This window comes from Pseudomonas sp. 91RF (genome assembly GCF_003576265.1).
Classification (GTDB): domain Bacteria; phylum Pseudomonadota; class Gammaproteobacteria; order Pseudomonadales; family Pseudomonadaceae; genus Aquipseudomonas; species Aquipseudomonas kribbensis.
Window position 1 is genome coordinate 34558 of sequence record NZ_QWFC01000024.1, and the last position, 14727, is coordinate 49284.

Genomic DNA, 14727 nt, shown 5'->3' on the forward strand with positions numbered 1-14727 from the left:
CCATGCAAGGCGCACAGCTCAGACATCAGCCACCCGCTCCCGGCCGCAAGCCGGTGCCGCGGGGTGCCAGCCGAATGGTGGCCAAAGAGCCGATGTCCGCGCGCCTGCCGAAAGCCAATTTCGGGTTTCTGAAAAGCCTGTTCTGGCCGGTGCTGCTGGTGGCGCTCGGGTTCGGTACCTACGAAGGTGCGCAGCGTCTGTTGCCATACGCCGACCGGCCGATCACCAAGATCGCCGTGCAGGGTGACCTGAGCTACATCAGCCAGCAGGCGGTGCAGCAGCGAATCGCCCCGTACGTGGCGTCGAGCTTCTTCACCATCGACCTGGCCAGCATGCGCTCGGAACTGGAGCAGATGCCGTGGATCGCCCACGCCGAAGTCCGTCGCGTGTGGCCGGATCAGGTGGTGATCCGTCTCGAAGAGCAACTGCCCGTGGCCCGTTGGGGCGACGAGTCGCTGCTCAACAACCAGGGCCAGGCGTTCACGCCCAAGGAACTGGCGAACTACGAACACCTGCCACAGCTGTTCGGTCCGCAGCGGGCCCAGCAGCAAGTGATGCAGCAATACCAGGTACTGAGCCAGATGCTCCGGCCGCTGGGCTTCTCGATCGCGCGCCTGGAACTGCGTGAGCGTGGCAGCTGGTTCCTGACCACCGGTGCCGGCAGTTCCGGCCCCGGCATCGAGTTGCTGCTGGGACGCGGCAACCTGGTGGAAAAGATGCGCCGCTTCATTGCCATCTACGACAAGACGCTTAAAGACCAGATTACGAACATTGCGCGTATCGATCTGCGCTACGCCAACGGCCTCGCTGTTGGCTGGCGGGAACCAGTAGCGCCGACGACAGCCCAACCCGCTGTCGCAAAGAATTAAGAAGAGGCAGGACCCATGGCAAACGTGCAAAGCGGCAAAATGATCGTCGGTCTCGATATCGGCACCTCCAAGGTGGTGGCGCTGGTCGGCGAGGTTGCGGACGACGGCACGCTCGATATCGTCGGGATCGGTACCCATCCGTCCCGCGGCCTGAAGAAAGGCGTGGTGGTGAACATCGAGTCCACCGTGCAATCGATCCAGCGCGCGATCGAAGAAGCCCAGTTGATGGCGGGCTGCCGCATTCACTCGGCGTTCGTCGGCGTGGCGGGCAATCACATCCGCAGCCTGAACTCCCACGGCATCGTGGCGATCCGCGACCGCGAAGTCAGCTCGGCTGACCTGGAGCGCGTACTCGATGCTGCCCAAGCCGTGGCGATCCCGGCTGACCAGCGTGTGCTGCACACCTTGCCGCAGGACTACGTGATCGATAACCAGGAAGGCGTGCGCGAGCCGCTGGGCATGTCCGGCGTGCGTCTGGAAGCCAAGGTCCACGTGGTCACCTGCGCCGTCAACGCCGCACAGAACATTGAAAAATGCGTGCGTCGCTGCGGTCTGGAAATCGACGACATCATTCTCGAGCAACTGGCTTCGGCCTACTCGGTGCTGACCGACGACGAAAAAGAACTGGGCGTGTGCCTGGTCGACATCGGTGGCGGCACCACAGACATCGCGATCTTCACCGAAGGCGCGATCCGTCACACGGCCGTGATCCCGATTGCCGGCGATCAGGTGACCAACGACATCGCCATGGCGTTGCGCACTCCGACCCAGTACGCCGAAGAGATCAAGATCCGCTACGCCTGCGCCCTGGCCAAACTGGCCGGTGCCGGCGAAACCATCAAGGTGCCGAGTGTCGGTGACCGTCCGCCGCGCGAACTGTCCCGTCAGGCCCTGGCCGAAGTGGTCGAGCCCCGTTACGACGAACTGTTCACCCTGATCCAGGCCGAACTGCGTCGCAGCGGCTACGAAGACCTGATCCCGGCCGGCATCGTGCTGACCGGTGGAACGTCGAAGATGGAAGGCGCCACCGAACTGGCCGAGGAAATCTTCCACATGCCGGTACGCCTCGGTGTGCCGCACGGCGTGAAGGGCCTGGATGACGTGGTGCGCAACCCGATCTATTCCACTGGCGTGGGCTTGTTGATGTACGGCCTGCAGAAGCAGTCCGACGGGATCTCTTTCTCGGGCATCGGCAGCCGCGACAGCTACAGCAACGATGAGCCACAGGCGCCGTTGCTGGACCGTTTGAAGAAGTGGGTTCAAGGCAACTTCTAAAGCTTTACCGCAACACCGCAACAAAATGCAGTAGGCGAAAAAACTAGAGAATGTAAGGAGAGGGAAAATGTTCGAACTCGTAGACAACATCCCCGCAAGCCCGGTAATCAAAGTTATCGGTGTTGGCGGTGGCGGCGGCAACGCTGTCAACCACATGGTCAAGAGCAACATCGAAGGCGTCGAGTTCATCTGCGCCAACACCGATGCTCAGGCGCTGAAAAACATCGGCGCGCGTACCATTCTGCAACTGGGTACCGGCGTGACCAAAGGCCTGGGCGCCGGCGCCAACCCGGAAGTTGGCCGTCAGGCTGCGCTGGAAGATCGCGAGCGCATCGCTGAAGTGCTGGCCGGCACCAACATGGTGTTCATTACCACCGGCATGGGCGGCGGTACCGGTACCGGTGCAGCGCCGATCATCGCCGAAGTGGCCAAGGAAATGGGCATCCTGACCGTTGCGGTCGTGACCCGTCCGTTCCCGTTCGAAGGCCGCAAGCGTATGCAGATCGCCGACGAAGGCATCCGCATGCTCTCCGAAAGCGTCGACTCGTTGATCACCATTCCCAACGAGAAGCTGCTGACCATCCTCGGTAAAGACGCAAGCCTGCTGTCGGCTTTCGCCAAGGCTGACGATGTACTGGCCGGTGCCGTTCGCGGTATCTCCGACATCATCAAGCGTCCGGGCATGATCAACGTCGACTTCGCCGACGTACGCACCGTAATGAGCGAAATGGGCATGGCGATGATGGGCACTGGCTGCGCCAGCGGTCCGAACCGTGCACGTGAAGCCACCGAAGCGGCCATCCGCAACCCGCTGCTGGAAGACGTGAACCTGCAAGGCGCACGCGGCATCCTGGTGAACATCACTGCCGGTCCTGACCTGTCCCTGGGTGAGTACTCCGACGTGGGTTCGATCATCGAAGCCTTCGCTTCCGAGCACGCGATGGTCAAGGTCGGTACCGTTATCGATCCGGACATGCGCGACGAGTTGCACGTGACCGTGGTTGCCACTGGTCTGGGCGCGAAAATCGAGAAGCCTGTGAAGGTCATCGACAACACCGTTCACACCACCATGGCTTCCGCTCCGGTGCAACAACAGGCCCCTGCGCGTCAGGAACAACCTGCTGTGAACTACCGTGACCTGGACCGTCCGACCGTCATGCGCAACCAGGCTCAGGCCGGTGCTGCGACTGCCGCGAAGATGAATCCGCAAGATGACCTGGACTACCTGGACATCCCGGCTTTCCTGCGTCGTCAGGCTGATTGATGGAATGTATCAGGGCTATGAAGGTGATTGGTGTTCAGCAAAGGCTCGGTCTGCTATTATCGCCAGCCTTTGTTGATACCAGTTCGCAATTTGCGCTGAAGCGGCCCAAGCCATGATTAAACAACGCACACTGAAAAATATTATCCGTGCCACAGGTGTAGGCCTGCACTCCGGGGAGAAGGTCTACCTGACCCTCAAGCCTGCGCCTGTCGACACTGGCATTGTGTTTTGTCGCGCTGACCTCGACCCTGTGGTGCAGATTCCTGCCCGCGCGGAAAATGTCGGTGAAACCACTATGTCGACGACGCTGATCAACGGCGACGTCAAAGTGGACACGGTAGAGCACTTGCTCTCGGCCATGGCTGGCCTGGGCATCGATAACGCCTACGTCGAGCTCTCCGCGTCCGAAGTCCCGATCATGGACGGTAGCGCAGGACCTTTCGTATTCCTGATTCAATCGGCAGGCCTGGAAGAACAGGACGCCGCCAAGAAATTCATCCGCATCCTGCGTGAAGTGACAGTGGAAGACGGCGACAAGCGCGCCACTTTCGTCCCTTTCGACGGATTCAAGGTGAGCTTCGAGATCGATTTCGATCACCCGGTTTTCCGGGACCGCACCCAAAGTGCAAGCGTGGATTTTTCCAGCACTTCGTTCGTAAAAGAAGTCAGCCGCGCCCGTACTTTCGGTTTCATGAGTGACATCGAGTACCTGCGCAAGCACAACCTCGCACTCGGCGGCAGCGTTGAAAACGCGATCGTGGTCGATGCCGATGGCGTACTGAACGAAGACGGCCTTCGCTATGAAGACGAATTCGTGAAGCACAAGATCCTCGATGCAATTGGCGACCTGTACCTGCTGGGCAACAGCCTGATTGGTGAGTTCAAGGGCTTCAAGTCCGGCCACGCACTGAACAACCAGCTTCTGCGCAAACTGATTGAGCAGAAAGATGCCTGGGAAGTCGTGACGTTCGAAGACGCCAGCACTGCACCGATCTCTTACATGCGCCCGGTTGCGGCAGTGTAAGTAAAAAACCTCTCTAGTTTTTTGAAGGCCACCTTTGGGTGGCCTTTTTTTATGCCTGTGTTCAGGAGGCCAGCACCACCCGGTTCCGGCCACCTTCCTTGGCCTGATACAGCGCCCGGTCCGCCGCGAACAACAGTTGTTCCAGACTGGTTTCACTCGCCACCGTCCAGGTGCTGATACCGATGCTCACCGTCATCGGCATTTCATCGCCCTCCATGCGCGGCAATTGTTCAACGGCGGCCCGCACATGCTCGGCTATCTGCTGCGCGCCGACGCTGTCGGTCTCGGCCAGGATCACCGAGAACTCTTCACCACCATAACGCGCCACCAGATCCGCCGGGCGTCGCACATTGGCGGTAATGACTCTGGCCAGTTCACGCAGGGCCTGATCCCCGGCCTGATGGCCGTGCCGGTCGTTGAAGGCCTTGAAGTGATCGGCGTCGATCATCAACAACGACAGCGATTTGCCCGAGCGTTGGGCGCGAAACCACTCGTGCCGCAGCGCCTGATCGAGCATGCGCCGGTTGGCGACACCGGTCAGGGCGTCGGTGGCGGCCAGTTGTGCCAGCTCATGTTCGGCCCGCTGGCGCAGGCGCAGCTCCCGGGCCAGCAGCCAGGTCAGCCACAGCAGGCCGAGGCAAAGTACGCCGGTGGCACCGCTGATCAGAATCGCCGTACGCTTCCACGCGCCGAATACTTCCTCGCTGGATAGCGCGACGATCACCGTCAACGGCAGGTTGCCGACCTGGGAGTAGGTGTACAGCCGTTGCTGGTGATCCATGCTCGAAATGCTGTTGAAACTGCCATTGCCGCTGCGGTCGCGCAGAATCCGCACGACGTTGGGGCGGTTGGCAAAACTCTTGCCGATCGAATCGCTCTGCAGATAGGGCTTCTGGGCCAACAGGATGCCGTCGTTGTTGATGATGTTCAGCGTGCTGTCGACGCCGATGTCGAGGCTGTTGAACAACTGGTCGAAATAATCGAGCTTCATTGACGCCACCGCTACGCCCAGGAATTCCCCGGTGTCCGAGGAAATGCGCCGGCTGAAACTGATACGCCACTGGTTGGCGTCGTCGCAGTCGCAACGGGGCTTGAACGGGCGGCTGATGAACATGCCGGCGTCGCGGTTGAAGGCGTGGGCGAGGAAGTAGTCGCGGTCGGCGAAATTGCCCGGCAGCGGTTCGACCCGCGAGGAGTCGGCGATGACCTCGCCATGCTTGTCGAGCAGCAGGATGTCGCCCTTGAAGCGCGCGGTGGTGGAACGGTCGAACAGCGCCAGGTGGCGGATCTGCGGCGACACGTTTTTCAGGTCGTCGCGCTGGGCGGCGGCGATCAGCCCTTGCAGGGTCAGGTCGTACAGTTCGACGGTGCGCAGAACATCGGCGTCGATCAGTTGGGCGATGGTGGTGGCGCTGCGAGTCGCCGACTCCTGAGCATTGGCGTGCTCGCGAATCAGCAGAAAAGTCACGATGCACACAATCGCGAACACGCTCAGCAGACTGCCGAGAATCAGCAGCAGCTCGGGACGTCCGGTCTTGCCCGCAGCGGGTGGGGTACGGCTCGCGATCATGGTTGGCTATCGGTGATGGATTCTTCTAAGAGTAGGCCTGTGGATAACAATGTGGGAGCGAGCCTGCTCGCGATAGCGGTGAATCAGTCAGCATTCCTGTTACTGACTCTCCGTTATCGCGAGCAGGCTCGCTCCCACAGTGTAAGTGGCCTGCCTGTTCAGGGAGGCCGCCCTCAGCTTAGCGCCGATCTTAGAAGACGTTGATCGGGTAGTCGATGATCACGCGGTATTCATCTGTGTCAGTGTCCAGCGCGCCGTAACCGTTGCCGCCACGGTTGGTCGCCCACTGCAGTCGTACCGCCAGGTCTTTGGCCTGGCCGCTCTGCACCACGTACTTGAGGTCGATGTCGCGTTCCCAGTGCTTGGCGTTGCGGCCTTCGGCGCTGTACCACGAGGCGTAACCCTTGCTGTCCGGGTCGACTTTGGTCAGGTCCAGCGTACCGCGCGAGTAAGACACCGCCGAGGTCAGGCCCGGCAGGCCGACGCCTGCGAAGTCATAGGCGTACTTGAGTTTCCACGAGCGCTCGTTCGGGCCGTTGAAGTCCGAGTATTGCTGGGAGTTGTCGAGGTAGATGCTGTCGCCCTGGCTGATGTAGTCGAACGGCGTGTTGCCGTTGACCCGCTGGTACGCGGCGGTGACGCTGTGGCTGCCGATGCCGACGGTGAAATGCAGGCTGTAGGTGTTGTTGTCGATGTTGCCCAGCAGCGCCTCGCCGGTGTCCTGGGTGTGATAGAAGTGCAGGCCCGGGTTGAGGGTCACCAGATCGTTCAGCGCCCAGGTGTAGTCGAGGTCGTAGTAGTACTGGTTCCAGATGTCCTTCAGCTCGGCGGCGTACAGGTTGCTGGTCAGGCCTTCGACGCCGCTCCAGGACACACCGGCCCAGTTCAGGTGCTGGCTTTTATCGCCCTCGGCCAACGTACCGTACGAGGTGCCGATGCGTTTGTGGCCGCTCTGGTTGTACGGCTTGGTGAAGCTGGCCTGGCCGCCTTCGATCATCCAGCCGTCGAAGCTGTGGTTGGTCACGCTGACGCCACGGAAGGTCTGCGGCAGCATGCGGCTTTCACCGCCGGCGATCACCGGGTTGGTGAGGAACAGGTCACCGGCCTTCAGCTCGGTATCGAACGCACGCATTTTCAGCGTGCCGCCCGCCGTGGAGAACGAGCCCGGCGCTTTGCCGTTGCCATCGCTGACCGGCAGGATACTGGAGTTGTCCGTACCGCCACCGCCATCGAGTTTCAGCCCGAGCATGGCGTGGGCATCGACACCGAAACCGACCGTGCCTTCGGTGTAACCCGACTGGAATTTGCCGAGGAAACCCTGGCCCCACTCGATGTTGTCGTCCGCTTTCTGCAAGCGGTTGCGATTCATGTAGTAGTTGCGGGCGTTGAGGTTGAGGCTCGAACCTTCGACGAAACCTTCCTTTTCGGGTTCGGCGGCGTGGGCGGTGGGGGCAATCGTTGCGGCGATTGCAATGAACAGCGGGGTAAAGCGGACTGGGTAACGCACTTGCGGTAAAGCTCCTTGGGTCAACTGACACTTCAATGTCTTGAGGTGCGGGATGTTTCTAATTGTAAGAGACGAACCGGACCGCTTTCACACCACAACGAAAAAAGGCCACTGAACATCAGTGGCCTGGAAGGACGACGGTTGAACGGGAAGAGCCAAACAACCGCGTCGAGGGAAACTGTGCTGTGCGTGACTCAGCTGTCTTTCTCGGCTGCCTGAGCCTGGGAAGTTGCGGCCTGAGGGGCTTGTGTGGCGTCTTGGGCCTTGGCCATCACTTCTGCCTGATGCTGTTCGAATGCGTGAGCGCGAGCGGCATTCTGCGCTACAAACGACTGCGATTCTTCAGCCATCGCCATCGGCGACAGGATCAATGAGGACAAAACGAAAGCGCTGGCAATACCCATACTGTTGGACATCTTGAAAACCTTCTTGCTTGGCAAGTGCTGTTTGGTGCGGGCAAAGATAAGGTCGCCGGGCACCGGGAAACAGCGTGATTTTCATAAATGACTGTTGCGGGAATGGCAACGATCCCAGTATTCAGACCGGAAGATGAATACCAAAAGTGTTCATCCCCCGGTCACTGCGCACGAACACATCGCCGCCATGCATCAGCGCAATCGCCTTGACGATCGCCAGCCCCAGCCCGTGGTTGTTGCCACTGTTGCTGCGCGATGCATCGACCCGGTAGAAGCGCTCGAATAGCCGCGGCAAATGCTCGCCGGCAATCGGCGCACCGGGGTTGGCCACGCCGATGCTGACCTGATGTTCCTCGACCGTGATCTGCACTTCGATCGCCTGTCCCGGCGCGGTGTGTTGCACCGCGTTGCTCAGCAGATTGATCAACGCCCGGCGCAGATGGGCGATCTCGATCTGCACCTGGGCGTCGCCACTCACATGGACCTCAACCTGTGCATCTTCGAGGATAAAATCGAGGTATTCGAGGGTGGTCGCCACTTCATCGGCCAGCGACGTCGAGGTCAGCTTGGTGGCCTTGCTGCCCTGATCGGCGCTGGCCAGAAACAGCATGTCATTGATGATCGAGCGCAGGCGTTCCAGCTCTTCGAGGTTGGATTGCAGCACTTCGAAATAATGCTCGGCGGAGCGCCCGCGAGTGAGGGCGACCTGGGTCTGGCCAATCAGGTTGGTCAGCGGCGAGCGCAGCTCATGAGCCACGTCGGCGTTGAACGATTCCAGTCGTGAATACGCCTGTTCGACCCGTTCCAGCGTCGAGTTGAACGAGTCGACAAACTGTTCCAGCTCCGGCGGCAACGGCGACAGACGCAAGCGCCCGGCCCGCAGCGGTGGCGCCAGACGCTGGGCTTCATGGGACAGTTTGATCAGCGGCTTGAGGCCGATCCGCGCCACCCAGTAACCCAATGCAGAAGCCATCAACACGCCGACAATCGCCAGGCCGATCAAGGCGATCAGCAGATTGTGTTGAGTCTGGTGAAAGGTCTCGGTATCGATGCCGATCATGAAGCGCAGAGGCGGGCGTTGATCCTTGGCCGGGAACTGGCTGACCAGCACTTTCAACGGGTAGGGCTGACCGGGCAATTGCAGGTCGCGCATGCCCAGCGGACCATTGGCGAATTCACGAATCTGCGGGGTGAAATCGCCGTACTCGTACTGCGGATCGCCGCTGCTGATCCAGAAACTGATGCGCTTGTCTTCTTCGCCGAGCAGCTTGAGTTTGCTGTTGATCTTGACCCAATGCTCGGGCGTGCCGTAACGGCCGACGGTGGATTCGAGCACGCTGTAGCGCGCATCCAGCTCGGCTTCCGGTAGCAGCCCCAAGCCCTTGTCCACTTGTTGATAAAGCGCGCCACCGATCAACAGGAACACCAGCAACGCTACCAGCGTGAACATGCCGCTCAGGCGCAAAGCGATGGAGTTACTGGACACCACGGCTCTCCAGCACATATCCCATGCCACGGATGGTGTGCAGCAGCTTCTCGTCGAACGGCCCGTCGAGCTTGGCCCGCAGGCGCTTGATCGCGACTTCGACCACATTGGCGTCGCTGTCGAAATTGATGTCCCAGACCATCTCGGCAATTGCGGTTTTCGAGAGAATTTCACCCTGACGCCGAGCCAGGACGCTGAGCAGCGAAAACTCTTTCGCCGTCAGATCCAGCCGGGTGCCGGCGCGGGTGGCCTTGCGACTGATCAGATCGATCCACAGGTCGGCAATGCTCACTTGCACCGGTTCATGGCCGCCGCTGCGTCGGGTCAGCGCTTGCAGGCGCGCCACTAGTTCGAGGAAGGAAAACGGCTTGCCGAGGTAATCGTCGGCGCCGTCGCGCAGGCCCCGGATCCGGTCTTCAACCCGCTCGCGGGCGGTGAGCATGATCACCGGCGTCTGCTTGCGCGCGCGCAAGGCGCGCAGTACGCCGAAGCCATCGAGGCCCGGCAGCATGACGTCGAGGACGATCACCGCGTAGTCGCTTTCCAGCGCCAGGTGCAGGCCCTCGATGCCGTCGCGGGCCAGATCCACGGTGTAACCCTGTTCCGTCAGGCCGCGGTGCAGATAGTCCGCGGTTTTCTCTTCGTCTTCGATAATCAGGACGCGCATGACCCGCCTCAGTCTGTCGTTGCCAGCGCCGCAACGGGCGCCGGTTTGGGCTTGTGGAACAGCCGCTCAAGCCACAAGTATATGACCGGTGTGGTGAACAGCGTCAGCATCTGGCTCACCAGCAGGCCGCCCACGACCGCGATCCCCAGCGGCTGGCGCAGTTCGGCGCCGGTGCCGTAGCCGAGCATCAGCGGCAGGGCGCCGAGCAGGGCGGCGAGGGTGGTCATGATGATCGGCCGGAACCGCGTCAGGCATGCCTCGAAAATCGCATCCTGGGGTGCCAGCCCACGATGACGCTGGGCTTCCAGGGCGAAGTCGATCATCAGGATGCCGTTCTTCTTGACGATACCGATCAACAACACCAGCCCGATCAGCGCCATGATCGAAAAGTCCTGGCCACATATCCACAGCATGATCACCGCACCGAGACCCGCCGCCGGCAAGGTCGAGATGATCGTCAGCGGATGGACGAAACTCTCATAAAGCACACCCAGAATGATGTACACCGCCACCAGCGCCGCGAGAATCAGCCACGGCTGGCTGGCCAGCGAGCTCTGGAATGCCTGGGCCGCACCCTGGAAGTTGCCGCTGATGGCGGTCGGCATGCCGATCTCGGCCTTGGCCTGGTTGAGCAGGATCACCGCGTCGCCCAGTGCCACGCCGGGCGCCAGGTTGAACGACAGGTTGGCGGCCGGGAACATGCCGTCGTGGGCAATCGACAGCGGGCCGATGGTCGGTGCGTCGAATCGGGCCAGCGCCGACAGCGGCACCATTTCCCCGCTGAGCGGCGAGCGCAGGTAGAAGTAGTTGAGGCTTTCGGCCTTGCCGCGCTGTGCGGTGTCCAGTTCCAGAATCACGTTGTACTGGTTGACCTGAGTCTGGAACTCGTTGATCTGCCGCTGACCGAAGGCGTCGTACAGCGCTTCGTCGACATCACTGGCGGTCAGGCCGAAACGCGCGGCGGCGCTGCGGTCTATGCTGATGTGGGTGATGCTGCCGCCCAGTTGCAGGTCGTTGGAAATGTCACGGAATGCCGGGATGCTGCGCAGTTTTTCGGTGAGTTTCTGGGTCCAGGTAGCGAGCGTCGGCCCGTCGTTGCTCTTGAGCACGTACTGATACTGCGCACGGCTCGGGCCGGAGCTGAGGTTGATGTCCTGGCCGGCGCGCAGGTACAACACGATGCCTGGGACTTTCATCAACTGCGGACGAATGCGGTCGATGAACTGGCTGGCCGAAACATCGCGATCACCGCGTTTTTTCAGGGCGATCCAGAAGCGGCCGTTGGCGATGGTCTGGTTGCTGCCGGACACGCCCACCGAATGGGAAAACGCCTGCACGGCCGGGTCGGCGGCGACGATTTCCGCCATCGCCAGGTGCTTTTTCACCATGTCGCTGTAGGAGATGTCCGCAGCGGCTTCCGTCGTACCGAGGACGAAGCCGGTGTCCTGCACCGGGAAGAACCCTTTGGGAATAAAGATGTAGCCGCCAATGGCCAACGCGACCGAGATACCGAACACACCGATCATCAGTTTCTGGTGGGCGAGGGCGCGACGCAGGCCTTTTTCGTACCAGCCGAGCAGGCGTTCGCTGAACCCCGGTTTGTCATGGGCGTGATGCACCGGTTTGCGCATGAACAGTGCAGCCAGTGTCGGCGCGAGTGTCAGCGACACCACCACGGAAATCATGATGGTCGAGGTGGCCGTCAGGGCAAACTCCTTGAACAGCCGTCCGACCACGCCGCCCATGAACAGTAGCGGAATGAACGCCGCCACCAGCGAGAAACTGATCGAGACCACGGTGAAGCCGATCTCCCCGGCACCCTTGACCGCCGCTTCGCGCATGCTGTCGCCGGCCTCCAGATGACGGTGAATGTTTTCCACCACCACGATCGCATCGTCGACCACGAAACCTACCGCCACAACGATGGCCACCAGTGTCAGGTTGTTCAGGCTGAAGCCGAGCAGGTACATCAAGGCGAAACTGGCGGTCAGCGACACGCCGAGTACCGCCGACACGATCATCGTCGCCGACAACTGACGCAGGAACAGCGCCATCACCGCCACCACCAGCAGGATCGCGATCAGCAGGGTGATTTCCACTTCATGCAGGGAGGCGCGAATGGTCTGGGTGCGGTCGATCAGCACTTTGACCTGCACCGAGGCCGGCAGCATGGCTTCGAGGCCGGGCAGGGCGGCTTGAATACGATCCACTGTCTCGACGATGTTGGCCCCCGGCTGGCGGGAGATCACCAGGTTCACCCCCGGTTGATCGCCGGCCCACGCTTGCACGTAGGCATCTTCCGAACCGTTGACGACTTTGGCGACATCTTTCAGGTGAACCGGGGCGCCATCCTTGTAGGAAACGATGAGCTGGCTGTATTCCTCGGGGTGGAACAGCTGGTCGTTGGTCGACAGCGTGGAAATGCTCGACTCGCCATACAACGCACCTTTGGCGAGGTTGAGGCTGGTCTGCTGGATCGCCAGACGAATGTCGGCGAGGGTCAGGCCGATGGCCGCCAGTTTGTCCGCCGAGGCTTGTACGCGAATCGCCGGACGTTGCTGACCGGTGATGTTGATCTGGCCTACGCCGTCGATCTGACTGATCTGACGGGCCAGCAGGGTTTCCACCAGGTCACTGAGTTCAGTGCCGGGCATCTGTGTGGAACTGACGCTGAGGATCAGCACCGGGCTGTCGGCCGGGTTGACCTTCTTCCAGGTCGGCAGGGTCGGCATGTCTTTCGGCAGTTTGCCGGCGGCGGTGTTGATCGCGGCCTGCACTTCCTGGGCGGCGGTGTCGATGCTCTTGTCGAGGGTGAATTGCAGGGTCAGCAGGCTGGAGCCCAGCGCACTGCTGGAGGTCATCTGGGTCATGCCGGGGATGGCGCTGAATTGCACCTCCAGCGGCGTGGCCACGGAGGACGCCATGGTGTCCGGGCTGGCGCCGGGCAATTGTGCGGAGACCTGAATGGTCGGAAATTCCGCTTCCGGCAACGGCGCAATCGGCAGGCGCGGAAAGGCAATCACCCCGACCAGCACCAGCGCGATGGTCAGCAGAATCGTCGCCACCGGGTGATCGATGCACCAGGTCGAAACGCCTTTGTGCTGCTTCATGGCTTGGGCTCCGCTTGTACCACCTGCGGCGGCTCGCTCATGACCTGCACGGTCGAACCGGGCTTGAGCCGTGACTGGCCGTCACTGACCAATACGTCGCCGGGGTTCACGCCTTTGATGATGTCCTGGCCGCTGCCCTGATAGACCATTTGTACTTGCACCGCTTCAACCTTGTCGCCGTTGACCCGATACACGAAGTGTTGATCCAGCCCCCGCTGTACGACAGTAGGTGGGACCACCAGCGCATCTTTATCCAGCGCCGTCTGAATCTTTACCGTCACCAGCAGGCCGGGCCAGAGTTTCTGGTTGGGGTTGTCGAATTCAGCCTTGGCGCGGATGGTGCCGGTGTTGGCGTTGATCTGGTTGTCGATCAGGGTCAGGTGACCTTCGCCCAGCAGGTTGCCGGTTTCGCCATCGGTGTCGGCGCCGATGTAGGCCTTGACCTGAGCGCGCTGCGGATCGCTGATCAGGCCCTGAAGGGTCGGCAGCATTTGCTGGGGCAGAGAGAACTCGACGGCGATCGGGTCGATCTGGGTCACGGTGAACAGACCCTGGGTGTCGGTCATGCGCAGGAAGTTGCCTTCGTCGACCGTGCGAATGCCGACGCGACCGGTGACCGGGGAGCGAATCTGGGTGTAGGAAAGTTGTACCTGCGCCGCGTCAATCGAGGCCTGATTGCCTTGGGCGGTGGCCTTGAGCTGGTTGACCAGTGCCTGTTGCTGATCGTAGGTCTGCTTGGAGACACCGTCGTCGATGCTGAGCAGTTTGTAGCGCTTGAGGTTGACCAGCGCCACTTGCAGTTGTGCCTGGCTTTCGCCCAGTTGTGCCCGGGCCTGGTCGAGGCTGGCGCGGATCGAGCGGTCGTCGATGGTGGCGAGCAGGTCGCCCTGTTTGACCAGTTGACCTTCCTTGACCAGCAGCTTGGTGAGGATGCCGTCGATCTGCGGGCGTACCACCACGCTGTGCAGCGAGAGCACCGAGCCGATGCCGCTGGTGTAGCGGGGGACGTCTTTTTCGCTGACGGCGACGACCCTGACCGGGATCGCGGTCGGGGCGGCCAGTTTGGCCGGTGCGGGTTTTATCGCATACCACAGGCCGGCGGCTGCGAGGGCGATCAGCAGGGTGGCGAGCAGGGCCTTTTTCTTCTGGATTTGCATGCTTGTGGGGCGCCAGGGGGACGGGGTTTGGGCAGGTTGGTTCTTTATAAACTTGTTTGGGGGTCAGGAGGGTGACGGCTAGCTGTCGCGGCTGTCAGTTTCGGCTTTGACTTGGCGGCCTTTGGGCCGACCAGGCTGTGGGTTGTTTTGGGTGAATATCCGTTGCTTCGGGTGTTGCGGCTGGCGGTTCCGCTCTTACAGCGGGTCACTTTTTCAAACGCCAAAAAGTAACCAAAAGGCTGGGCCCCTGCGTTCGGCACCTCGCTTTGGCTCGGTGTTCCTTCGTTCCGGTATTCATCCGGGGGCATCGCCTACGGTTTGCTTCGCTGCACCTCCTCTCGATGTGTTTGGCTTCGCCAAACGGTCGCTGCGCTCCCACCCC

At 61.2% G+C, this 14727-nt stretch carries 11 protein-coding genes; 4 read left to right on the plus strand and 7 right to left on the minus strand.

Annotation, left to right across the window (positions count from 1 at the left end; translation table 11 throughout):
- Positions 1-2 precede the first annotated feature (2 nt).
- From DXT77_RS11440 to lpxC, 4 genes are all read left to right on the plus strand, one after another.
- Positions 3-869 (plus strand): cell division protein FtsQ/DivIB, encoded by an 867-nt coding sequence (locus DXT77_RS11440; protein WP_085709355.1) that lies wholly within the window; start codon positions 3-5, stop codon positions 867-869.
- A gap of 15 nt (positions 870-884) precedes the next feature.
- Entirely contained in the window at positions 885-2144 is a 1260-nt protein-coding gene (gene ftsA / locus DXT77_RS11445) for a cell division protein FtsA (protein WP_065261511.1), read from the plus strand.
- Positions 2145-2211: 67 nt separating this feature from the next.
- Positions 2212-3408 (plus strand): cell division protein FtsZ, encoded by a 1197-nt coding sequence (ftsZ, locus tag DXT77_RS11450; RefSeq protein ID WP_085709356.1) that lies wholly within the window; start codon positions 2212-2214, stop codon positions 3406-3408.
- A gap of 112 nt (positions 3409-3520) precedes the next feature.
- Positions 3521-4432, plus strand: a complete 912-nt coding sequence (lpxC, locus tag DXT77_RS11455; RefSeq protein WP_065261513.1) for a UDP-3-O-acyl-N-acetylglucosamine deacetylase — start codon at positions 3521-3523, stop codon at positions 4430-4432.
- A gap of 61 nt (positions 4433-4493) precedes the next feature.
- On the opposite strand, the gene DXT77_RS11460 is transcribed toward lpxC, so the two are convergent.
- The 7 genes from DXT77_RS11460 to DXT77_RS11490 form a co-directional block, all read right to left on the minus strand.
- Positions 4494-6002 carry a sensor domain-containing diguanylate cyclase gene (locus DXT77_RS11460; RefSeq protein WP_119427683.1) on the minus strand — a complete coding sequence of 503 codons (1509 nt, stop codon included), beginning with the start codon at positions 6000-6002 and terminating at the stop codon, positions 4494-4496.
- A gap of 190 nt (positions 6003-6192) precedes the next feature.
- Positions 6193-7509 carry an OprD family porin gene (locus tag DXT77_RS11465; protein ID WP_119427684.1) on the minus strand — a complete coding sequence of 439 codons (1317 nt, stop codon included), beginning with the start codon at positions 7507-7509 and terminating at the stop codon, positions 6193-6195.
- A 194-nt stretch (positions 7510-7703) separates the two neighbouring features.
- Positions 7704-7925, minus strand: a complete 222-nt coding sequence (locus DXT77_RS11470) for a hypothetical protein (protein WP_085709734.1) — start codon at positions 7923-7925, stop codon at positions 7704-7706.
- A gap of 121 nt (positions 7926-8046) precedes the next feature.
- Positions 8047-9411, minus strand: coding sequence for a heavy metal sensor histidine kinase (locus DXT77_RS11475; protein WP_119427685.1), 1365 nt, complete (start codon positions 9409-9411; stop codon positions 8047-8049).
- Positions 9401-10078 (minus strand): heavy metal response regulator transcription factor, encoded by a 678-nt coding sequence (locus tag DXT77_RS11480; protein WP_053123617.1) that lies wholly within the window; start codon positions 10076-10078, stop codon positions 9401-9403. The genes DXT77_RS11475 and DXT77_RS11480 overlap by 11 nt, the downstream gene beginning before the upstream one ends.
- 8 nt (positions 10079-10086) lie before the next feature.
- Positions 10087-13188 carry a multidrug efflux RND transporter permease subunit gene (locus DXT77_RS11485; RefSeq protein WP_114885416.1) on the minus strand — a complete coding sequence of 1034 codons (3102 nt, stop codon included), beginning with the start codon at positions 13186-13188 and terminating at the stop codon, positions 10087-10089.
- Entirely contained in the window at positions 13185-14345 is a 1161-nt protein-coding gene (locus DXT77_RS11490; protein WP_119427686.1) for an efflux RND transporter periplasmic adaptor subunit, read from the minus strand. The genes DXT77_RS11485 and DXT77_RS11490 overlap by 4 nt, the downstream gene beginning before the upstream one ends.
- Positions 14346-14727 lie beyond the last annotated feature (382 nt).

Coding starts and splice junctions, on each gene's coding strand:
- DXT77_RS11440 (WP_085709355.1), top strand. CDS start 3: ATGCAAGGCGCACAGCTCAGACATCAGCCACCCGCTCCCGGCCGCAAG.
- ftsA (WP_065261511.1), top strand. CDS start 885: ATGGCAAACGTGCAAAGCGGCAAAATGATCGTCGGTCTCGATATCGGC.
- ftsZ (WP_085709356.1), top strand. CDS start 2,212: ATGTTCGAACTCGTAGACAACATCCCCGCAAGCCCGGTAATCAAAGTT.
- lpxC (WP_065261513.1), top strand. CDS start 3,521: ATGATTAAACAACGCACACTGAAAAATATTATCCGTGCCACAGGTGTA.
- DXT77_RS11460 (WP_119427683.1), bottom strand. CDS start 6,002: ATGATCGCGAGCCGTACCCCACCCGCTGCGGGCAAGACCGGACGTCCC.
- DXT77_RS11470 (WP_085709734.1), bottom strand. CDS start 7,925: ATGTCCAACAGTATGGGTATTGCCAGCGCTTTCGTTTTGTCCTCATTG.
- DXT77_RS11480 (WP_053123617.1), bottom strand. CDS start 10,078: ATGCGCGTCCTGATTATCGAAGACGAAGAGAAAACCGCGGACTATCTG.
- DXT77_RS11485 (WP_114885416.1), bottom strand. CDS start 13,188: ATGAAGCAGCACAAAGGCGTTTCGACCTGGTGCATCGATCACCCGGTG.
- DXT77_RS11490 (WP_119427686.1), bottom strand. CDS start 14,345: ATGCAAATCCAGAAGAAAAAGGCCCTGCTCGCCACCCTGCTGATCGCC.